This window comes from Pseudomonas sp. SMN11 (assembly GCF_052041945.1).
Taxonomy (GTDB): domain Bacteria; phylum Pseudomonadota; class Gammaproteobacteria; order Pseudomonadales; family Pseudomonadaceae; genus Aquipseudomonas.
Window position 1 is genome coordinate 1 of sequence record NZ_JBKGGW010000059.1, and the last position, 21,408, is coordinate 21,408.

Below are 21,408 nucleotides of genomic sequence, written 5' to 3' on the forward strand. Positions count from 1 at the left end.
GCACATCAGCTGCGCCAGCTTGGCGGTATCCGGCCGCTCGACGATGCCGCGCTCGGTGACGATCACGTCGACCAAGTCGGCCGGGGTCACGTCGAACACCGGGTTGAATGCCTCGACCTGCGGCGCCACGCGGGTGCCGGCGTAGTCCAGCAGCTCGTCGGCCTCTCGCTCTTCCAGCGGAATGTCCTCGCCGGTAGCCAGGTTGAGGTCGATGCTGGTACTCGGCGCCACCACCATGAAGCGCACACCATGGTGCATGGCGCTGACGGCCAGCTGGTAGGTGCCGATCTTGCTCGCCACATCACCATTTGCAGCGATGCAGTCAGCGCCGACCACCACCCAGGTGATCCCCTTGGTCTTCATCAGGTGGGCCAGCGCCGAGTCGGCGCACAGGGTCACCGGGATGCCCTCGTTGGCCAGCTCCCAGGCCGTCAGGCGCGAGCCCTGCAGCCAGGGGCGGGTCTCACCGGCATACACGCGCTCGACCATCCCCTCCAGATAACCGGCACGAATGACCCCCAAGGCTGTACCGATCCCACCACTGGCCAGGGCGCCGGCGTTGCCGTAAGTCAGCAAGGTCTGCTCGTTGCCCTGATGGCGACGGATCAGCTCGATGCCATGCTGGGCCATGGTCAGGTTGGCTTCGCGGTCACTTTCATGGATGGCAATCGCTTCGGCCTCCAGCGCGGCCAGCACGTCTTCTTCACCACGCACACGCAGCAGGCGCTCACGCATGCGGTTCAGCGCCCAGAACAGGTTGGCCGCGGTGGGCCGGGCTTCGGCCAGGGTGAGGAAGTCCTCTTCCAGGTCCATTTCCCAGTCGCCGCCCTCGGCCAGGCGCTCTTCCAGGGCCAGGACCAGCCCATAGGCTGCGGCAATGCCAATGGCAGCGGCGCCACGCACGGCCATGTCGCGAATCGCCGCCACCACCTGCGCGACATTGTCGCAGGTCAGCCAGCGCTCTTCCGACGGCAGCAGGCGCTGGTCGAGCAAGTGCAGGACGCCGCCTTGCCAGCGCATCCCGGTCACCTTCTCCGCCGCCAAAAGTCGCTCGCGCATTGCCTCTCCCCGTCGTTCGGATATCAAAAGCCGGCGATTATAGCGACCCTCGGCCGCAGACGCTCGGGTATACTGCGCCCCATTTGAAGTGCAAGTTCCAGAGGATTGTTCAATGAGCAACGTCGACCACGCCGAAATCGCCAAGTTCGAAGCCTTGGCCCACCGCTGGTGGGACCGTGAAAGCGAGTTCAAGCCGCTGCACGACATCAACCCGCTGCGCGTCAACTGGATCGATGAGCGCGTCGGTCTGGCGGGCAAGAAGGTGCTGGACGTCGGCTGCGGTGGCGGCATCCTCAGCGAGGCCATGGCCTTGCGCGGCGCCACCGTCACCGGCATCGACATGGGCGAGGCGCCACTGGCCGTTGCCCAGCTGCACCAGCTGGAGTCGGGCGTCGAGGTCGAGTACCGGCAGATCACCGCAGAAGCCCTGGCCGAAGAGATGCCCGAGCAGTTCGACGTGGTCACCTGCCTGGAGATGCTCGAGCACGTGCCCGACCCGTCCTCGGTGATCCGAGCCTGCTACCGCATGGTCAAGCCTGGCGGCCAGGTGTTCTTCTCGACCATCAACCGCAACCCCAAGGCCTACCTGCTGGCCATCGTCGGCGCCGAGTACATCCTGAAGATGCTGCCGCGCGGCACCCACGACTTCAAGAAGTTCATCCGCCCGTCCGAGCTGGGCGCCTGGAGCCGTGTCGCCGGCCTTGAAGTCAAGGACATCATAGGCCTGACCTACAACCCGCTGACCAAGCACTACAAGCTGAGCAGCGACGTTGACGTCAACTACATGATCCAGACCCTGCGCGAGGAATGAGCATGCGTTTGCGAGCAGTACTCTTCGACATGGACGGCACCCTGCTCGACACGGCGCCGGACTTCATCGCCATCTGCCAGGCCATGCTCGCCGAGCGCGGCCTGCCGGCCATCGATGACCAGCTGATCCGCGACGTGATCTCCGGCGGCGCCCGCGCCATGGTTGCCGCAACCTTCGCCATGGACCCCGAAGCCGAAGGCTTCGAGGCCCTGCGCCTGGAATTCCTCGAGCGTTACCAGCGTGATTGCGCCGTGCACAGCAAGCTGTTCGACGGCATGGGCGAACTGCTGGCCGACATCGAAAAGGGCAACCTGCTGTGGGGCGTGGTGACCAACAAGCCAGTGCGTTTCGCTGAACCGATCATGCAGCAGCTGGGCCTGGCCCAGCGTTCGGCACTGCTGATCTGCCCGGACCACGTGAAGAACAGCAAGCCCGACCCTGAGCCGCTGATCCTCGCCTGCAAGACCCTGGACCTGGACCCCGCCAGCGTGCTGTTCGTCGGCGACGACCTGCGCGACATCGAGTCCGGCCGCGATGCCGGCACCCGTACGGCTGCGGTGCGCTACGGCTATATTCATCCAGAGGACAACCCGAACAACTGGGGCGCCGATGTGGTGGTGGACCACCCGCTGGAACTGCGCAAGGTGATCGACAGCGCCCTGTGCGGCTGCTGACTCGTAACGACTGACGCCCCATCCTGTGGGAGCGGGCTTGCCCGCGAAGCAGGCACCGCGTTCGCTGGCACGGGCTGCGCCCGTGTTCGCGGGCAAGCCCGCTCCCACAGGGTCCGCGTCAGCCCATAGAGATAGGGAAGAATCAATGTTCGACTACACCGCCCGCCCCGGCCTGCTCACCGGCCGCGTCATCCTGGTTACTGGTGCCGGCCGCGGCATCGGCGCCGCTGCCGCCAAGGCCTATGCCGCCCTGGGCGCCACCGTACTGCTGCTGGGCAAGACCGAAGCTAACCTCAACGAGGTCTACGACCAGATCGAGGCCGCCGGCCACCCGCAGCCCGTGGTGATCCCGTTCAACCTGGAAACCGCCCTGCCCCACCAGTACGACGAGCTGGCGGTGATGATCGAGGAACAGTTCGGCCGCCTCGACGGCCTGCTCAACAACGCCTCGATCATCGGCCCGCGCACGCCGCTGGAGCAGCTGTCGGGCGACAATTTCATGCGCGTGATGCACATCAACGTCAACGCCACCTTCATGCTCACCAGCACCCTGCTGCCGCTGCTCAAGCTGTCGGAGGACGCTTCGGTGGTGTTCACCTCCAGCAGCGTCGGGCGCAAGGGCCGGGCCTACTGGGGGGCCTACGGGGTGTCGAAGTTCGCCACCGAAGGGCTGATGCAGACCCTGGCCGACGAGCTGGAAGGCGTGGCGCCAGTGCGCTCCAACAGCATCAACCCGGGCGCCACGCGCACGGCGATGCGGGCCCAAGCGTACCCGAGCGAAAACCCACAGAACAATCCGCTGCCGGAAGAGATCATGCCGGTCTATCTGTACCTGATGGGGCCGGATAGCAAAGACGTGAACGGGCAGGCGTTCAACGCCCAGTAAGGTCCGAGATTGCTGGGGCCGCTTTGCGGCCCCAGCAATATCAGCCAGCGGCCAAAGCCGGGCGCAGGCGCCCTTGCTGGCGCCCTTCCAGCTGCATGCACCGCTCCAGGAACAGGTACATGCAGTCATAACTCTTGCAGATCGCCTTGCGCAGCTCGTTGCGCAGTCCCGGGGTCGGGTTCTCGCCCGCCAGCGTGCAGATGATCTCCAGCGCCTCCCACGGGTGCGCATCGTCATACTGGGCATGCATCTTCAGCCACTTCATCGCCCGTTTGCGCACGTCTTCCGGGAAGCCCATGGCATAGGTGTCCTCGGCGCACACCACCGCCGACCACTCACCGGTCGCCCCCTCGATCGCATAGTTGGTCGCCGCCATGGCAATCGCCAGCGACTCGGTGGTGCAGACGCGCCAGCACCAGTCGTTCAGGCCGTTCAGCTCCGGCGGCACATCCTGTGCCTGCAGGTCGCGCAGGTGAACGCCATGGGCATGGCACCAGTTCACCCAGTAGTCGGCATGGTTGAGCTCGACGCGGATGTTGCGCATCAGCCAGCGACGCGCCATGTCCTCGCCAGGATGGCGGGCGTAGCGGGTCTTGGTCAGGTTATGGGCCATGTACAGAGAAAATTGCTCGACCACCGGCCAGCCACCGATCAGGTACTGGCGAATGGTCGACTGGCGCAGCTCACCATCACGCAGGCGCTGATAGAACTCATGCTCGACCACCCGGCGCTTGCTTTCACGGCAATCCTCGATGAGTTGCTGGGCCCACTGGGGGTAACTGGCCGGGTCCATCAAGGGCCCGATACGTACGAATGCATCAATCACTTTCAGCTCCTTGATCCTTGTGATTTTGCGGACGTGTTTTCAGCGAAATGTACCTGGCGCCCGGTGCAACAAGGGCCGCGCAGCAATCCGTTGGCGCTGCAGACTGTCACAGGTGAACACCTGTGGCCGTTCAATCAGATAGCCCTGGGCGTAATCCACGCCGATCTCCTGCAAGGCCTGCTCGATCAACGGTGTTTCGACGAACTCGGCGATGGTCCGCTTGCCCATGACGTGGCCGATGTGATTGATCACCTCGACCATGGCACGATTAACCGGATCGTCGAGCATATCTTTGACAAAACTTCCGTCGATCTTCAAGAAGTCGACGGGTAAATGTTTCAAATAGGCAAATGACGACATCCCGGCACAGAAGTCGTCCAGGGAGAACTTGCAACCCAGCCCCTTCAATTCATTGATGAAGCGGATGGCGCTGCCAAGGTTGGCAATGGCACTGGTCTCGGTGATCTCGAAACAGATCATGCGCGGCGGAATGGCATATTCGACGAACAACCGCTGCAGGTACTCGAGGAACTTGTCGTCGCCGATGCTGGTGCCCGAAAGGTTGATCGCGCACATCGCCAGCGGCCCGTCCCGCCCTTCGTCCAGGCATTGGCGGATGACCCCGAACACGCTGCGTACCACCCAGCGGTCCAGCGCCGTCATCAGGCCATAGCGCTCGGCAGCCGGAATGAAGCTGTCCGGGAGGATGGTGCGACCACTTTCGTCGTGCAGGCGCAGCAGGATTTCGATATGGCCTGGACCCTCGATGGCTTTCAGCGCGGCGATTTCTTGGCAATAGAGGCAGAAGCGGTTTTCCTCCAAGGCCACATGCAGGCGCTGGATCCAGGCCATTTCACCAAAGCGCATGGACAGCTCGCTGTCGTCGGCATGGTACACCTGCACCCGGTTACGGCCCTTTTCCTTGGCCATGTAGCAGGCCATGTCGGCGGCCCGCAACGAAGCCTCCAACGTCCCCGGCGCCTGCGCCATGTGCACCAGGCCGATACTGACGGTGGTCACGAACGGCCTGCCCTTCCACACGAAGTGCAGGCTCTGCACGGCCTGGCGCAAGTTCTCGCCGATGCGCTCGGCCTGGTCGGCCGGGCAGTTTTCCAGCAGCACACCAAATTCATCGCCACCCAGGCGCGCAAGGGTATCGCCTTCACGCAGCCCCGACTGCAACACAGCACATATGTGCCTGAGCAGCTCGTCACCGGCAGCATGGCCGCAGGTGTCGTTGACCAGCTTGAACTGGTCGAGGTCGAGGAACATCAACGAATGCCGCCCGGCCTGGCGCACCAGGTCATTTAGCGCCTGCTCCAGGCGATACTCGAATTCGCGGCGGTTGGCCAGGCCGGTCAGGGCGTCATGGGTGGCCTGCCAGGACAGGTTGGCGATGTACTGGCGCTCCTGGGTCATGTCGTGCAGCACCAGCACGATACCGGCCAGCTGATCGTTATTGATGATCGGCGAGCCGACCAGGTTGACCGATACCGTACTGCCATCCAGGCGCTGGATCAGCCGGGAGTGCTCGGCGCCGCCCTTGAGGCTGCCACTGAGTACCTGCTCGACCAAGGTGCAGCCTTCGCCCTGCTCCTCCTCGTCGAGCAGGCTGAACAGTGCACCCAGCGGCAGGCCCTGCGCCTGGCCAGACTGCCAGTGGGTCAGCTGCTCGGCAGCGGGGTTCATGTAGACGATATTGCCCTCGACATCGGCAGTGATCACCGCGTCGCCAATCGACTCTAGGGTGATTTGCGCCCGCTCCTTCTCCTCCCGCAGAGCACTGGCGAACGCCTGGCGCTGGGCCAGCAGCTTGCTCGAGCGGCGCCAGGCAATGGTAATGAGGAACAGTGCGGTCAGCAGGTTGGTGACCAGCAGCACCCGCAGGAGCATCCGCGACCCCTCACCCAGGGCGTCACTGAAGGCCTTGGCTGCGGGCGTGACGCCTTCGTTGATAGCGACGATGCGGCTCTTCCAGTCCTTCAGCTGAGCGGCGTCGACCAGGCCTGCGGCGACACTCGCGTGCATTTCGCTGGCCAGCACATCGAGCTTGGCAAGGTAGTCATCGCCGATGTTCCAGTAGTCGATCGCCGTCTGCATGTAGCTGACCTGGCGGAAATTACGGTAGAACCAGATTATCCGGTCGACATCTTCCGGGTGGTTGCCACCCTGCAGTACGGCTTGGCGGGCACCTTCCAGGTCCGGGCTGGCCTGGTCGAGCAATTCACGCAGGTCGTGGTCGCCCTGGGGCACGGTAATGGCCTGGCGATAGCGCTGATAGGTGCGCTCGTCGCGGTCATCGGCATACAGGTTGAGGTAATAGATGGCGTCTTTCTGCGCCTTGGACCAAAGGCTTTCACCGGCCACGTAGGCACGGACCGCCGACAAAGCATAAAGGCTGAGGCTGCCCAGCAATACCTGGAATACGACAACGGCGATGAAGGGCCAGATGATACCTATCAACCTTGGCGCTTCTTGAGTGCGATTTCCCTTCATTTAGTCCCTGTCGCAGAGCAGATAAGACTTCGAATCAACCCAGACAAGCACAGCGTAGGCCATTTGCCATCTACATGAAGGGAATTTTGTCGGTTACTCAGGTCTGCTGCAGATGCCCATAGAGCTTGGCATACAAGCCACCTTCTGCAATCAGCTGCTGATGGTCGCCATCCTCGGCCACATGCCCGCCGTCGAATACCAGCACGCGGTCGGCCTGCTTTACCGCCGACAAGCGGTGGGCAATGATCAGCGTGGTCCGGCCGCTGAGGAAGCGGGCAAGTGCCTGGTGCAGGTTGTACTCGGTGGCAGCATCCAGCGCCGAGGTGGCCTCATCGAGAATGACCACCTTGGGCTCGGCCAGGACCATGCGGGCAATCGCCAGGCGCTGACGCTGCCCACCGGACAGGCGCACCCCCGAGCGGCCGACCACGCTGTCCAGCCCTTGCGGCAAGGCGGCGATGGTGGCGTCCAGCTGGGCGATACGCAGTGCCTGCCAGCAGGCCTCGTCGCTGCATTCGCGCCCCATGGTCAGGTTGGCGCGCACGCTGTCGTTGAACAGCGAGGGGTGTTGCAGCACCACCGCGACATTCTCGCGCAAGGTCTCAAGGCCGATTTCCTGCAGGCTGGCACCGCCAAAGCGGATGGTCCCGGCCTGCGCGCTGTACAGGCCCAGCAGCAGCTGCACCAGGGTGCTCTTGCCGCCACCGCTGGCGCCGACGATAGCCACCTTCTCACCGGGGGCAATGGCCAGGTTCAACTGGTCCAGTACCGGCTCATCGGCATAGGCAAAGCGCAGGTCGCGCACCTCGATACCCACCGTTTCGCGACCGGCGAACGGGTCGCTGGCGGCCGGGTATTGCGGCTCGTCGGCCCGCGACAGCAGCTCGTTGAGCCGGCTTAGCGCGCCGCCGGCGGCGTAGTAGGCATATTGCAGGTTGAGCAGCTGCTCCACCGGGCCGATCATGAACCACAGGTAGCTGAACACCGCCAGCATCTGGCCGATCGACAGGTCGGAGAACAGCACGGTCAGCATCGCCGCCGCGCGGAAAATATCGATACCGAACTGGAACAAAAGGCCACTGGCGCGGCCACTGGCATCGCTCTTCCATTGCGACTCCACGGCATAGTCGCGCACTTCACGGGCCCGCAGGCCGAGGCGGCCGAGGAAGTAGCCCTGGCGGTTGCCGGCACGGATTTCCTGGATGGCATCCAGGGTTTCCGACAACGCCTGGGTAAAGCGCGAGGTGCTGTCGTTCTCGAGTTTCTTCAGGTGCTTGACGCGCTTGCCCAACTGCACGGTGAAGTAGATCACCAGCGGGTTGAACAACAGGATCAGCAATGCGAGCTTCCAGTGCATCCAGATCAGGATCGCTGCCGTGCCGGTGAGGGTCATCATGGCCACCAGGAAACGGCTAAGGGTCTCGCCGACGAACTTGTCGAGGGTGTCCAGGTCGGTGACCAGATGCGTGGTCACGGTGCCGCTGCCGAGGCTTTCGTACTCCTTGAGCGAGATGCGCTTGAGGCGCTCGATCAGGCGAATGCGCAGGCGGTAGACGATGTCCTTGGCCAACCCGGCAAACAGCTTGGCCTGCACCACATTGAAGGCCAGTGCCGCCAGGCGCAGGCACAGCGTGGCCCCCAGCATCAGGCCGATATAGCCGGCCGACACTTGCCAGCTGCTCGGCAGCAGGTAGTTCATCCATTTCAGCGCGGCATCGCCGTGCCCCAGCAACACTTCGTCGACCAGCAACGGCAACAGCAACGGAATCGGCACGCTGCAGCAGGCTGCCAGTACGGCTATCAGGTTGGCGGACCAGAGGTTTTTCTTGTGATGCAGGGCCAAGCGGCGGATTTCCGCCCAGCTCAGGCGATCAGACACAGCAGCGGGCTTCCCTGGCACAGGGTCTGGCGACCCTGGCAGATCAAGCACAGACGGCCTGCTGTAACCAGCGGCCAAGGAGGGGCTGCAGACTCTCCAACGGCTGGTAGCCGTTGGTCAGCAATGCCAGTTGGCCGTTGCGCTCGGCCAGCAGGGTCGGGAAGCCGGCGATGCCGAGGTCCTGCACCCAGCTGAAGTCCGCGCTGGTGGCGGCGCGGATGTCATGGCTGGCGAACTGCTGGGCGAAAAGCTCGCGGTCGAAGCCGGCCTGTGCGGCCAGCTCGACCAGTTGCGGGGCGCGGGTGACATCCACGCCCTGCTCGTAGAACGAGCACTGAATCAGCGCCAGCAGCGGCCAGACACGTTCGGCATCCAGCTCGCGGGCAGTGACCAGGGCGCGGCAGGCCGGTTCGGTGTCGTAGACGAAGCCATCGGGCATGGCGCCTTCGAAACGGAACGGCTGCCCGGTGGCTTCGGCCACCGCCTGCCAGTGTTCGAGGATGTACTTGCGGGTCGAGCCGTCCAGCGCGCTGCCACCGCTGCGCAGGCCGCCCGACACCAGCCGCGTGCTGACGCCCGCCTCGGCGGCCTGTGCGATCAGGGCCGCAGCCACTGGCGCGAACCCCCAGCACCAGGAGCACATCGGGTCCATCACATAGATCAGGCGGGCGGTCATGGCTCAAGCCTCGGCTTTGTAGTTGTAACCAATCGGGTGTGGCTGGTTGCGGGCCTTGGCCAGCTCGATCTGCTTCTGCCGGTCGATGGCGCTGCGCCGGGTCTTTTCGCTCAGGGTGTCCCAGCAGTGCGGGCAGCTCACGCCTGGCGAATAGTGCTCGGACTCACGGTCCTTGGCATCGACCGGGTGGCGGCAGGCATGGCACTGGTCGTACTCGCCTTCGCTCAGGTCATGGCGCACCGTGACGCGGTTGTCGAAGACGAAGCAGTCGCCGTCCCAGAGGCTTTCTTCCTGAGGCACTTCCTCGAAGTATTTCAGGACACCACCTTTAAGATGATAGACCTCCTCGAAGCCTTCACCGAGCATGTAGCTGGACGCTTTTTCGCAACGGATGCCGCCGGTGCAGAACATCGCAACCTTCTTGTGCTTGCTCGGGTCGAAGTTGGCCTTGATGTACTCGGGGAACTCGCGGAAGGTCTCGGTCTTCGGGTCGATGGCGCCCTTGAAGGTACCGATGGCCACTTCGTAGTCGTTGCGGGTGTCGATCAGCAGCACTTCCGGGTCGCTGATCAGGGCGTTCCAGTCTTTGGGCTCGACATAAGTGCCGACGGCCTGGTTCGGGTCGACACCCGGCACGCCGAGGGTGACGATCTCTTTCTTCAGTTTGACCTTGGTGCGGTAGAACGGCTGCTCGTCGCAGTAGGACTCCTTGTGATCGACATCCACCAGGCGCGGGTCGTTGCGCAGCCAGGCGAGCAGGCCGTCGATGCCTTCGCGGGTGGCCGAGACGGTGCCGTTGATGCCTTCGTGGGCCAGCAGCAAGGTGCCTTTGACGCCGTTGTCGAGCATGGCCTTGAGCAGCGGCTCACGCAGTTCGATGTAGTCTTCCAGGGTGACGAACTTGTACAGCGCCGCCACGACGATAGCTTGGGACATTCAGGTGGATCTCCAGGTGGTTGCCCTCGTAAGGGGCGGACCGGGTTTGACTTGAAAAAGCATGGGGGCGCTTTGCGCCCCTTTCGCGACACAAGGCCGCTCCTACAGGGGAATGCGGATTCCTGTAGGAGCGGCCTTGTTTCGCGAAAGGGCCGCAATGCGGCCCCCGGATTTTGCAGGATTGTACCAGAACGACGGAAAGGATTCAGTGCCCGCCGCCAGCACACACTGGCGAGGCCGGCGCCGCGCCCACCTTGGCCCACTCCTCGGCCGTGTAGGTGTGAATAGCCAGGGCGTGGATCTCGCCCATCAGCTCACCCATGGTGGCGTAGACCTTCTGGTGGCGCTTGACGCTGTTGAGCCCGGCAAACTGCTCGCTGACGATCACTGCCTTGTAGTGGGTTTCCTGGCCACGGCTGTGCATGTGGCTTTCGTTGAGCACTTCAAGGTGTTGCGGGGCCAGCGCGGCCAGTTGCTGCTCGATGCGTTGCTGCATGCTCATCGGCTATGACTCACTTCTTGGCCGGGGCGGCGGCCTTGCCTGCGTTCGGGTCCAGCTCCTTGGTCATGTCGTCCAGCAGCTTGTTGACCACCGGTACGGCCGGTTCCAGGCTGGTCTGGGTCAGCTGGGCCGACTGCTGGGTGACCTTGGGCATCTCACGCAGGACTTTCTTGCCCAGCGGCGACTCGTAGAACTTGACCAGGTCCTTGAGCTCCTGCTCGGTGAAGGTCTGGGTGTACAGGTCGACCATCTTCGGCTTCAGCTTGTTCCAGCCGATGGCGTTGTCCAGCGCGGCGTTGGCCTTGGCCTGGTAGCTCTCGAGCACCGGCTGCTTGGAAGCCGGGGCCTTGGTCTGGGCGAAACGCTGGGCGAACATCTGCTGGACCTGCATGTACACCGGGGTGCCCAGCTTGTCGGCATTGGCCAGGGTCAGGAATTTCTCGGCGGCAGCATTGTGGCTGGCGGTGGCAGCGAGTACCTGGCCGCTGGCACAGGCCAAGGCGACGGCAGCACAGAGGACACGGAGACGGGTCATTGCATTTCCTTCAGGAGGGGGAGGCGGTACCTCAGAGTAGAGCATTCTGCTCCCGTCAGGGCGCAGCGCTCAAGTGGCACGACGAGCGAATGAACCGCTCGATCGCATGAGGGCCTAAACTGCTGATTCTGACTGACAAAGGAGTGAACGCAGCATGAGCCGTATCGAGACAGACAGCCTGGGCCCGGTCGAAGTTCCTGAGGACGCCTACTGGGGCGCACAGACCCAGCGCTCGCTGATCAACTTTGCCATCGGCAAGGAACGCATGCCGCTCGCGGTGCTGCACGCCCTGGCACTCATCAAGAAATCCGCCGCGCGGGTCAACGACCGCAACGGCGACCTGCCCGCCGACATCGCCCGCCTGATCGAACAGGCTGCCGACGAAGTGCTCGATGGCGAACATGACGACCAGTTCCCGCTGGTGGTGTGGCAGACCGGCAGCGGTACCCAGAGCAACATGAACGTCAACGAGGTGATCGCCGGGCGCGCCAACGAGCTGGCCGGCAAGGGCCGCGGCGGCAAGGCGCCGGTGCACCCCAACGATCACGTCAACCGCTCGCAGAGCTCCAACGACTGCTTCCCCACCGCCATGCACATCGCCGCCGCCCAGGCGGTACACGACAAACTGCTGCCGGCGATTGCCGAGCTGTCGGCGGGGCTGGCCGAGCTGTCGGCGCGCCACGGCAAGCTGGTCAAGACCGGCCGCACGCACATGATGGACGCCACGCCGATCACCTTCGGCCAGGAGGTATCGGCCTTCGTCGCCCAACTCGACTACGCCCAGCGCGCCATCCGCGCCACCTTGCCGGCGGTGTGCGAGCTGGCCCAGGGCGGTACCGCCGTGGGCACCGGGCTGAACGCCCCGCATGGCTTTGCCGAAGCCGTGGCCGCCGAGCTGGCCGCCCTCTCCGGCCTGCCCTTCATTACCGCCCCCAACAAGTTCGCCGCCCTCGCCGGCCATGAGCCGCTGACCAGCCTGGCTGGTGCTCTGAAGACCCTGGCGGTGGCACTGATGAAGATCGCCAACGACCTGCGCCTGCTCGGCTCCGGCCCGCGCGCGGGGCTGGCAGAAGTACGCCTGCCGGCCAACGAACCTGGCAGCTCGATCATGCCGGGCAAGGTCAACCCGACCCAGTGTGAGGCCCTGTCGATGCTGGCCTGCCAGGTATTGGGCAACGACGCGGCAATCGGCTTTGCCGCCAGCCAGGGGCACCTGCAGCTGAACGTGTTCAAGCCGGTGATCATCCACAACCTGCTGCAGTCGGTAGAGCTGCTGGCCGATGGTTGCCGTAACTTCCAGCAGCACTGCGTGGCCGGCATCGAGCCGGATGCAGAGCAGATGGCGGCGCACCTGGAGCGCGGCCTGATGCTGGTAACGGCGCTGAACCCGCACATTGGCTATGACAAGGCGGCGGAGATTGCCAAGAAAGCCTACAGCGAGGGCAAGACCTTGCGTGAGGCAGCGCTGGAGTTGAAGTACCTGACCAATGAACAGTTCGACCAGTGGGTGAGGCCAGAGAACATGCTCGCGCCCGGTGGCAAAGGCTGACTCTGCCACGTGTCCTTACGCGGTCAATGTGGGAGCGGCCTTGCGTCGCGAAAGGGCTGCACAGCAGCCCCAGCAGTACCTGCAGCGATGCAAAAATCCAGGGGCCGCTTTGCGGCCCTTTCGCGACACAAGGCCGCTCCCACAAAGAGCGCGCAAGCCTATGCCAACCGTGCCCTTCTGGCCTTCCACCCGGCCACCAGCGAAGGCCCCAGTGCCACCAGGGTCGACCCAGCCACCACTGTCACCGCCCCTACATAGCCCAGGGTATTGATGTCCTCGGCCTGCACGTACTCCGGCCACACCACGGCCGCCAGCGCCACCGCGACAAAGGTCACCAGCGGCGTCAGCGCCAGCGTCGCACTCACCCGCGACGCCTCCCAATGCGCCAGCGCCTCGGCAAACGCGCCATACGCCACCAGGGTGTTCAGGCAGCAGGCCAGTAACAGCCAACCCTGCACCGGGGTCAATTGCAGCGCCTCCAGCGGATGCACCCATGGCGTCAGCAGCGCCGCGCAGGTCAGGTAGATGACCATCATTACCTGCTGCGAATGCCACACCGTCAGCAGCTGCTTCTGGCTCAAGGCATAGAACACCCAGATGCTGGTCGCCAGGAGAACGGTCAGCACCCCCGTGGTATAGGCACCAAGTGAGGTCAGCAGTTCTTCGAGGCGCTGGTTGAAGAACAGGCCGAAACCGCCCAGCAGCACCAGCAGGCCGATGCCCTGCCCCAGGCTGAAGCGCTCTTTGAATACCAGCACACTGGCCACCAGCAACAGCACCGGCCCCATCTGCACCACCAGCTGGGCGGTGCCAGGGCTCAGCAGGTTCAGGCCGATCAGGTACAGCACGTAGTTGCCCATCAGCCCGAGCACGGCCACTACGATCAGGGCCTTGCCCTTGGGCGCCAACTTGCGCAGCGAAGGCAGGCGCCGCTGGGCCGCCAGCCAGGCGAACAGCACGCCGCCGGAGACCAGCAGGCGGTACCAGGTGACGGTCATCGGGTCGACCACCTGCAGCACCTGCTTGAGTTTGATCGGCAGGATGCCCCAGAGCAGCGCGGTCAGCAGTGCCAGGAACAGGCCGTAGCCCCAACGGCCGGAAGTTGTGTGCATACAGTCCTCGAATTAGCCCTTGGTGGGGGTAACCGAATTCTAAGGGCTTGGCGCACCGAGCCGGAGGAAAATGCCGGGAAATTAATTCATCGGGTCATTCCCTCGCGGCATACCTGGCTATTTCTTGTCCTTGGCAAAGGCCGCTTCCAGGGCCTCGTTGATCGTACGCAGCACCTTCACCCGCGCCCAGCGCTTGTCGTTGGCCTCGACCAGTGTCCAGGGTGCGATCTCGCTGCTGGTGCGGTCGACCATGTCGCCCACGGCCTGGGTGTAGTCGTCCCACTTGTCGCGGTTGCGCCAGTCGTCTTCGGTGATCTTGTAGCGCTTGAACGGGATCTGCTCGCGCTCTTCAAAGCGCTCCAGCTGGGTCTGCTGGTCGATCGCCAGCCAGAACTTGACCAGCACCACGCCCGCATTGACCAACTGCTCTTCGAAATCGTTGATTTCGCCATAGGCGCGCATCCAGTCGGCTGGCGTGCAGAACCCCTCGATGCGTTCAACCAGCACTCGGCCGTACCAGGAGCGGTCGAAGATGGTGAACTTGCCACGCGCCGGAATGTGCCGCCAGAAGCGCCACAGGTACGGTTGCGCACGCTCTTCCTCGGTCGGCGCGGCAATCGGCACGATCCGGTACTGCCGAGGGTCGAGCGCGGCGGCGACGCGACGGATGGCACCGCCCTTGCCGGCAGCATCGTTGCCCTCGAAGGCTGCCACCAAGGCATGCCGGCGCATATGCTTGTGGCGCAGCAGGCCAGCCAGTCGGGCCTGCTCGGTGACCAGCTGTTCCTGATAGTCGTGCTTGTCCAGGCGCAACGTCATATCGAGCGCACCCAGCAGGTTGCGCTGGTCGATGCTGCGACCCAGCGGCGCGATATTGCCCTGGTGCTTGCCCTTGGGGTTGACGGCCAGTGCCGCCTGCAGGCTGTCGAGCAGAATGCGGCCCACGGCCAGGCTGCGGTAGTGCGGGTCGACACCTTCGACCACATGCCAGGGTGCGTAGTCGCGGCTGGTGCGGCGCAGCACACGCTCGCCGAAGCGCACGAAACGGTCGTAGGTTTCCGATTGCTGCCAGTCCAGCGGGCTGATCTTCCAGCTGTGCAGCGGGTCATCCTTGAGCGATTTCAGGCGCGCCTTCATCTGCTTCTTGGACAGGTGGAACCAGAACTTGATGATCAGCGCGCCTTCGTCGCAGAGCATCTGCTCCAGGCGCTCTGCCCCGGCAATGGCCTGGTCGAGCACGGCATCCTTGAACACGCCATGCACTCGGCCCTGGAGCATCTGGCTGTACCAGTTGCCGAAGAACACGCCCATCCGCCCTTTGGGCGGCAGCGCCCGCCAGTAGCGCCAGGCCGGGGGTCGGGCCAGTTCCTCGTCGGTCTGCTGGTCGAAGGTGAGCACGTCGATCATGCGGGGGTCCATCCACTCGTTGAGCAGCTTGACCGTTTCGCCCTTGCCGGCGCCTTCGACGCCATTGATCAGCACGATCACCGGGAAACGCGCCTGCTGCTTGAGTTCGTACTGGGCCTCCAGCAGCGCCTCGCGCAGGGCGGGGACTTCTGCGTCGTAGGTTTCCTTGTCGATGCTGTGACCGATTTCCGCGGATTCGAACATGCACTGGCTCCTTCATTGGATAAGCAAGACTAGCGGATTTGCAGAGTGCCTGTGCAAACGCGGCAGATGACATAAAATCCGCACATCCGCTGCAACCGAGCCAACCATGTCCACCCTCCTCCAGCATGCCCAGATCGACTGGGACGACCAGGGCCGCCCTCACTCGCGGCAGTACGACGACGTCTATTTCTCCAAGAACGAAGGCACCGACGAAACCCGCTACGTGTTCCTCGAGCAGACCCGCCTGGCGCAGCGCTTCGCCGACCTGGCGCCCCACGGCTGCCTGGTGATCGGCGAGACCGGTTTCGGCACCGGCATGAACTTCTTCTGCGCCTGGCAGCTGTTCGCCGAACAGGCCCATGCCGATGCGCGCCTGCATTTCATCAGCGTCGAGAAGTACCCGCTCGGCCATGACGACATGGCCCGCGCCGTGCGCCTGTGGCCCGAGATGGCGGCCTTCACCGAGCCGTTCCTGGCGCAGTACGTGGCGGTTCATCCCGGCTTCCAGCAATTCAGCTTCGACAATGGCCGGGTCACTCTGACCCTGCTGATCGGTGACGTACTGGAACAGCTGCCGCAGCTGGACGCGCAGATCGACGTGTGGTTCCTCGACGGCTTCGCCCCCGCGAAGAACCCCGACATGTGGACCCCCGAGCTGTTCGCGCAACTGGCCAGGCTGGCGCATGCCGGTACCGCCTTGGGCACCTTCACCACCACCGGCTGGGTACGTCGCGGGCTGATCGATGCCGGCTTCACCATGAAGAAGATCCCAGGCATCGGCAAGAAGTGGGAGGTGATGAGTGGCGAATACACCGGGCATCCCTTTCCGGCCAGCGCCGCGCCCTGGTACGCCCGCCCTGCTCCTTTGCCGGGCCCGCGCCAGGCGCTGGTGATCGGCGCGGGCCTTGCGGGCAGCGCCAGTGCCGCCAGCCTGGCCGCACGCGGCTGGCAGGTGACGGTACTGGAGCGCCACGATGCGCCTGCCCGGGAAGCCTCGGGCAACCCGCAAGGCGTGCTGTACCTGAAGCTGTCCGCCCATGGCACCGCCCTGTCGCAGATTATCCTGTCCGGCTTCGGCTTCACCCGGCGCCAGCTCGAACGCTTGCAGCGAGGCCGCGACTGGGACGCCTGCGGCGTGCTGCAACTGGCCTTCGACAGCAAGGAAGGCGAGCGCCAGGCCAAGCTTGCCGAGGCCTTCGACAGCAGTCTGCTACGTGCACTGACGCAGGCCGACGCCGAGGCGATTGCCGGGGTGGCGCTGCCGGCGGGCGGCCTGTTCTATCCGGAAGGTGGCTGGGTACACCCTCCCGCGCTGTGCGAGACGCAGTTGCAGCATCCGGGAATTCGCGTTCAGCTGCACCAGAACGTGATCGAACTGCGCAAGGCCGACGGCCTCTGGCAGGCGTGGGATGGCGAGCGCTTGCTGGCCAGCGCGCCGCTGGTGGTGCTGGCCGGGGCCGCCGATGTGCGCCGTTTCGAGCCTTGCGCGCAATTGCCGCTCAAGCGCATTCGCGGGCAGATCACCCGCCTGCCGGCGACTGCGGCCAGCCGCGAATTGCGCACGGTTGTCTGTGCCGATGGTTACGTTGCACCGCCCCGGGAAGGTGAGCACACCTTGGGCGCCAGTTTCGACTTCCACAACGACGACCTGACGCCGACGGTCGCCGAGCACCAGGGCAACCTGGCGTTGCTGGATGAAATTTCCACCGATCTGGCCTCGCGCTTGGGTGCACAGGCACTCGACGTCGAGCAGTTGCAGGGCCGTGCAGCGTTTCGTTGTACCAGTCCCGACTACCTGCCGATTGTCGGGCCAGTGGCCGACCCTGCGTTGTTTGCCGAGGCCTATGCCGTGCTTGGCAAGGATGCGCGGCAGGTGCCGGAGGTGGCGTGCCCGTGGCTGGACGGGCTGTATGTGAACAGTGGGCATGGCTCGCGGGGATTGATCACAGCGCCGTTGAGTGGCGAGCTGATTGCTGGCTGGGCCAGTGGTGAACCGCTGCCGCTGCCACGGGCGGTGGCCGAGGCCTGCCATCCGAACCGGTTCATGCTGCGCAAGCTGATTCGCGGGAAGTGAGTAGGGCTGGGAGTGTCTGTCGGTAGTCTGGTGGGGGCATTGAGATCGAGCGTCGCCCGCGCGGCGCTCGATCTCACAGGCGACACAACTTTAACGGCTTCACTTCAGCCTCACCCCCCAGTTATAACAGATTGATCTAAAACTCCCACAAACCACACGGGTCAGTTCCTTACAGGGTGCCCTAATCCGGGGCACTCATTCCCCAACGGAAAAACCGGTAAGGACCTATGTGCGGATTAGCAGGAGAGTTGCGTTTCACCCCCATCGACCAAGCCCCTCGCCCAGCCGACCTAGCTGCGGTAGAGCGGATCACCCATCACCTGGCGCCCCGCGGCCCCGATGCCTGGGGCTTCCATAGCCAGGGCCCGATCGCCCTCGGCCACCGCCGGCTGAAGATCATGGACCTGTCTGACGGTTCGGCACAGCCGATGGTCGACAACACCCTGGGCCTGTCGCTGGCCTTCAACGGCGCCATCTACAACTTCCCCGAGCTGCGCCAGGAGCTGCAGGACCTGGGCTACCAGTTCTGGTCCGAAGGCGACACCGAAGTGTTGCTCAAGGGCTACCACGCCTGGGGCGCGGCCTTGCTGCCCAAGCTCAACGGCATGTTCGCCCTGGCTATCTGGGAGCGCGACAACCAGCGCCTGTTCCTGGCCCGCGACCGCCTCGGCGTCAAGCCGCTGTACCTGTCGCGCAACGGCGAGCGCCTGCGCTTCGCCTCGACCCTGCCGGCGCTGCTCAAGGGTGGCGACATCGACCCGATGATCGACCCGGTGGCGCTCAACCATTACCTCAACTTCCATGCCGTGGTGCCTGCACCGCGCACGTTGCTGGCCAATGTGCAGAAGCTGGAGCCCGGCACCTGGATGCGCGTCGACCGTCACGGTGAAGTCGAGCGCCAGACCTGGTGGCAGCTGAAGTACGGCCCCAACCTGGACGAGCGCGACCTCGACCTGGAAGACTGGACCACCCGCGTGCTCGACGCCACCCGCGATGCCGTGGCGATCCGCCAGCGCGCCGCCGTGGACGTGGGTGTGCTGCTGTCGGGCGGCGTCGACTCCAGCCTGCTGGTCGGCCTGCTGCGCGAAGTCGGCGTGGACGACCTGTCGACCTTCTCCATCGGCTTCGAGGATGCCGGCGGCGAACGCGGGGACGAATTCCAGTATTCCGACCTGATCGCCAAGCATTACGGCACCCGCCACCACCAGCTGCGCATCGCCGAACACGAGATAATCGATCAGCTGCCGGCCGCCTTCCGCGCCATGAGCGAGCCGATGGTCAGCCACGACTGCATCGCCTTCTACCTGCTGTCGCGGGAGGTGGCCAAGCATTGCAAGGGCGTGCAGAGCGGCCAGGGCGCCGACGAGCTGTTTGCCGGCTACCACTGGTACCCGAAAGTGGACGGTGCCGACGATGCCTTCGCCGCCTACCGTGACGCCTTCTTCGACCGCAGCCATGACGAGTACCGCGACACGGTCCAGGCCCCTTGGCTGCTGGAAACCGACGCAGCCGGCGATTTCGTCCGCGAGCACTTCGCCCGCCCCGGTGCGCCTGATGCGGTGGATAAAGCGCTGCGCCTGGACAGCACGGTGATGCTGGTCGACGACCCGGTCAAACGGGTCGATAACATGACCATGGCCTGGGGCCTGGAGGCGCGCACGCCGTTCCTCGACTACCGCCTGGTCGAGCTGTCGGCACGCATTCCGGCCCGCTTCAAGCTGCCCGACGGTGGCAAGCAGGTGCTCAAGCAGGCCGCACGTCGGGTCATCCCCCATGAGGTGATCGACCGCAAGAAGGGCTACTTCCCGGTGCCCGGCCTCAAGCACCTGGAAGGCGCGACCCTGGGCTGGGTGCGCGACCTGCTGACCGACCCTAGCCAGGACCGCGGCCTGTTCAACCCGGCGATGCTCGACCGCCTGCTGAGCAACCCGCACGGTCAGCTCACCCCACTGCGTGGCTCCAAGCTGTGGCAACTGGCGGCCCTGAACCTGTGGCTCAGCGAACAAGGAATCTGACCGATGAAAGCCCACGAGATCGCCTACGGTCAGCGCCTGCTGCGCGGCCAGGCGCCGTCCTACGAGCGCCTGCAGGCGCGCCTGGCCGGCGACGGCAGCGAGCCCCACGACCAACCGCGGGCCTTGCACTGTGGCTGGGGGCGGCTGCTGATCGGCCACACCTACCCCGACCCCGCCAGCCTGGCCGCCGCACTGCAAGACGAACGCCCCGGCGAGCGCGACATCGCCTTGTACGTGGCCGCTCCTCAGCAGCTGCTGGCGCAGGCGCCGCAGCAGCTGTTCCTCGACCCATCCGATACTTTGCGCCTGTGGTTCACCGACTACCGCCCGGCGCAGCGGGTGTTCCGCGGCTTCCGTGTGCGCCGGGCGCAGAATCCTGGCGACTGGCAGGCGATCAACACCCTGTACCAGGCCCGCGGCATGCTGCCGGTCGACCCCGACCTGCTCACCCCACGCCACCTTGGTGGCCCGGTGTACTGGCTGGCCGAGGATGAAGACAGCGGCGCTGTGATCGGCAGTGTCATGGGCCTGAACCACAGCAAGGCATTCGACGACCCCGAACACGGCAGCAGCCTGTGGTGCCTGGCAGTAGACCCGCAATGCACCCGCCCGGGCGTCGGAGAGGTGCTGGTGCGTCATCTGATCGAACACTTCATGAGCCGTGGCCTGGCGTATCTGGACCTGTCGGTGCTGCACGACAACCGTCAGGCCAAGCGCCTGTACGAGAAGCTCGGTTTCCGCAACCTGCCGACCTTCGCGGTCAAGCGCAGGAATGGCATCAACCAGCAGCTATTCCTCGGCCCCGGCCCGGAAGCCGGCCTCAACCCCTACGCCCGCATCATTGTCGACGAAGCCTTGCGCCGGGGTATCGAGGTGCAAGTAGACGATGCGGCTGGCGGCCTGTTCACCCTCAGCCTCGGCGGCCGCCGAATTCGCTGCCGCGAATCGCTGAGCGACCTCACCAGCGCCGTGACCATGACCCTTTGCCAGGACAAGCGCCTGACCCAGCACGCCCTTCACAATGCAGGGTTGCAGGTGCCGGCGCAGCAGCTGGCGGGCAACGCCGACGACAACCTGGCGTTTCTCGACGAGCATGGCGCGGTGGTGGTCAAGCCGGTAGATGGCGAACAGGGCCAGGGCGTAGCCGTAAACCTCACCTGCATCGAGGAAGTGACCCAGGCGGTGGAAAACGCCCGCCGCTTCGACAGCCGCGTGCTGCTGGAGAGCTTCCATGCCGGCAGCGACCTGCGCGTCCTGGTAATCGGCTATGAGGTAGTGGCAGCGGCAATTCGCCACCCGGCCCAGGTGATAGGTGATGGCAAGCACAATATCCGTCAACTGATCGAAGCGCAGAGCCGTCGGCGCCAGGCGGCGACCGGCGGCGAAAGCCGCATCCCGCTGGACGACGAGACCGAGCGCACTCTGCGCGGTGTGGGCCTGGGCTACGACGATGTGCTGCCGGCCGGGCAGCGCCTGGCGGTGCGGCGCACGGCCAACCTGCACACCGGGGGTACTTTGGAAGACGTCACCGAGCGCCTGCACCCGGTGTTGGCCGATGCCGCGGTGCGTGCCGCGCGGGCGCTGGAGATTCCGGTGGTGGGCCTGGATTTCATGGTCCGTGATGCCGAGCACCCGGAGTACGTGATCATCGAAGCCAACGAGCGGGCCGGCCTGGCCAACCATGAACCACAGCCCACGGCTGAGCGGTTTGTCGACCTGCTGTTCCCGCATAGCCGGGCTTTGGCATGAATCGGTGTTGAGGCCTTC

General features: G+C 64.7%; 17 protein-coding genes. 7 read left to right on the forward strand and 10 right to left on the reverse strand.

The features are described 5' to 3' along the window. A partial coding sequence (gene mtnA, locus ACLEJU_RS27735) for an S-methyl-5-thioribose-1-phosphate isomerase (RefSeq protein ID WP_440776766.1) occupies positions 1-1,059 on the reverse strand: 1,059 nt, incomplete at its 3' end. 112 nt (positions 1,060-1,171) lie between these two features. Here mtnA and ubiG point away from each other — a divergent pair. The 3 genes from ubiG to ACLEJU_RS27750 all read left to right on the forward strand — a co-directional run bounded on the left by ubiG (position 1,172) and on the right by ACLEJU_RS27750 (position 3,430). Beyond that, on the forward strand, positions 1,172-1,870 hold the full coding sequence (gene ubiG / locus ACLEJU_RS27740) for a bifunctional 2-polyprenyl-6-hydroxyphenol methylase/3-demethylubiquinol 3-O-methyltransferase UbiG (RefSeq protein WP_027918179.1): 699 nt from the start codon (positions 1,172-1,174) through the stop codon (positions 1,868-1,870). A gap of 2 nt (positions 1,871-1,872) precedes the next feature. Beyond that, complete coding sequence (gene mupP / locus ACLEJU_RS27745; RefSeq protein WP_435424933.1) at positions 1,873-2,544, forward strand: N-acetylmuramic acid 6-phosphate phosphatase MupP; 672 nt, start codon at positions 1,873-1,875, stop codon at positions 2,542-2,544. Positions 2,545-2,689: 145 nt separating this feature from the next. Next, positions 2,690-3,430 (forward strand): YciK family oxidoreductase, encoded by a 741-nt coding sequence (locus ACLEJU_RS27750; RefSeq protein WP_435424932.1) that lies wholly within the window; start codon positions 2,690-2,692, stop codon positions 3,428-3,430. 40 nt (positions 3,431-3,470) lie between these two features. Here the strand turns inward: ACLEJU_RS27750 and ACLEJU_RS27755 are convergent, their stop codons facing one another. The 7 genes from ACLEJU_RS27755 to ACLEJU_RS27785 form a co-directional block, all read right to left on the reverse strand. Further along, positions 3,471-4,256, reverse strand: coding sequence for a TenA family transcriptional regulator (locus ACLEJU_RS27755; RefSeq protein ID WP_435424931.1), 786 nt, complete (start codon positions 4,254-4,256; stop codon positions 3,471-3,473). Positions 4,257-4,295: 39 nt separating this feature from the next. Beyond that, a complete protein-coding gene (locus ACLEJU_RS27760; protein WP_435424930.1) occupies positions 4,296-6,752 on the reverse strand; it encodes an EAL domain-containing protein in 2,457 nt (818 codons plus the stop codon). Between the two features lie 97 nt (positions 6,753-6,849). Further along, positions 6,850-8,682, reverse strand: a complete 1,833-nt coding sequence (locus ACLEJU_RS27765) for an ABC transporter ATP-binding protein (RefSeq protein ID WP_435424929.1) — start codon at positions 8,680-8,682, stop codon at positions 6,850-6,852. Next, complete coding sequence (locus ACLEJU_RS27770) at positions 8,675-9,307, reverse strand: DsbA family protein (RefSeq protein WP_435424928.1); 633 nt, start codon at positions 9,305-9,307, stop codon at positions 8,675-8,677. The genes ACLEJU_RS27765 and ACLEJU_RS27770 overlap by 8 nt, the downstream gene beginning before the upstream one ends. A 3-nt stretch (positions 9,308-9,310) precedes the next feature. Beyond that, positions 9,311-10,243, reverse strand: coding sequence for an oxygen-dependent tRNA uridine(34) hydroxylase TrhO (trhO, locus tag ACLEJU_RS27775; protein WP_435424927.1), 933 nt, complete (start codon positions 10,241-10,243; stop codon positions 9,311-9,313). Between the two features lie 205 nt (positions 10,244-10,448). Then, positions 10,449-10,745 (reverse strand): BolA family protein, encoded by a 297-nt coding sequence (locus tag ACLEJU_RS27780; protein WP_110639591.1) that lies wholly within the window; start codon positions 10,743-10,745, stop codon positions 10,449-10,451. 10 nt (positions 10,746-10,755) lie between these two features. Continuing rightward, positions 10,756-11,280 carry a DUF2059 domain-containing protein gene (locus ACLEJU_RS27785; RefSeq protein ID WP_027918170.1) on the reverse strand — a complete coding sequence of 175 codons (525 nt, stop codon included), beginning with the start codon at positions 11,278-11,280 and terminating at the stop codon, positions 10,756-10,758. Positions 11,281-11,434: 154 nt separating this feature from the next. On the opposite strand from ACLEJU_RS27785, the gene ACLEJU_RS27790 reads away from it, so the two are divergent. After that, positions 11,435-12,829: a class II fumarate hydratase gene (locus ACLEJU_RS27790; RefSeq protein ID WP_435424926.1), complete on the forward strand. Its 1,395-nt coding sequence runs from the start codon at positions 11,435-11,437 to the stop codon at positions 12,827-12,829. Between the two features lie 158 nt (positions 12,830-12,987). On the opposite strand, the gene ACLEJU_RS27795 is transcribed toward ACLEJU_RS27790, so the two are convergent. Then, on the reverse strand, positions 12,988-13,941 hold the full coding sequence (locus tag ACLEJU_RS27795; protein ID WP_435424925.1) for a DMT family transporter: 954 nt from the start codon (positions 13,939-13,941) through the stop codon (positions 12,988-12,990). Positions 13,942-14,058: 117 nt separating this feature from the next. Next, positions 14,059-15,552 carry a polyphosphate:AMP phosphotransferase gene (gene pap, locus ACLEJU_RS27800; protein WP_159409277.1) on the reverse strand — a complete coding sequence of 498 codons (1,494 nt, stop codon included), beginning with the start codon at positions 15,550-15,552 and terminating at the stop codon, positions 14,059-14,061. Between the two features lie 106 nt (positions 15,553-15,658). On the opposite strand from pap, the gene mnmC reads away from it, so the two are divergent. The 3 genes from mnmC to ngg all read left to right on the forward strand — a co-directional run bounded on the left by mnmC (position 15,659) and on the right by ngg (position 21,390). After that, complete coding sequence (mnmC, locus tag ACLEJU_RS27805) at positions 15,659-17,626, forward strand: bifunctional tRNA (5-methylaminomethyl-2-thiouridine)(34)-methyltransferase MnmD/FAD-dependent 5-carboxymethylaminomethyl-2-thiouridine(34) oxidoreductase MnmC (RefSeq protein ID WP_435424924.1); 1,968 nt, start codon at positions 15,659-15,661, stop codon at positions 17,624-17,626. A gap of 227 nt (positions 17,627-17,853) precedes the next feature. Further along, positions 17,854-19,641, forward strand: coding sequence for an N-acetylglutaminylglutamine amidotransferase (locus ACLEJU_RS27810; protein WP_435424923.1), 1,788 nt, complete (start codon positions 17,854-17,856; stop codon positions 19,639-19,641). 3 nt (positions 19,642-19,644) lie between these two features. Then, entirely contained in the window at positions 19,645-21,390 is a 1,746-nt protein-coding gene (ngg, locus tag ACLEJU_RS27815) for an N-acetylglutaminylglutamine synthetase (protein ID WP_435424922.1), read from the forward strand. The last annotated feature ends 18 nt before the right edge of the window (positions 21,391-21,408 follow it).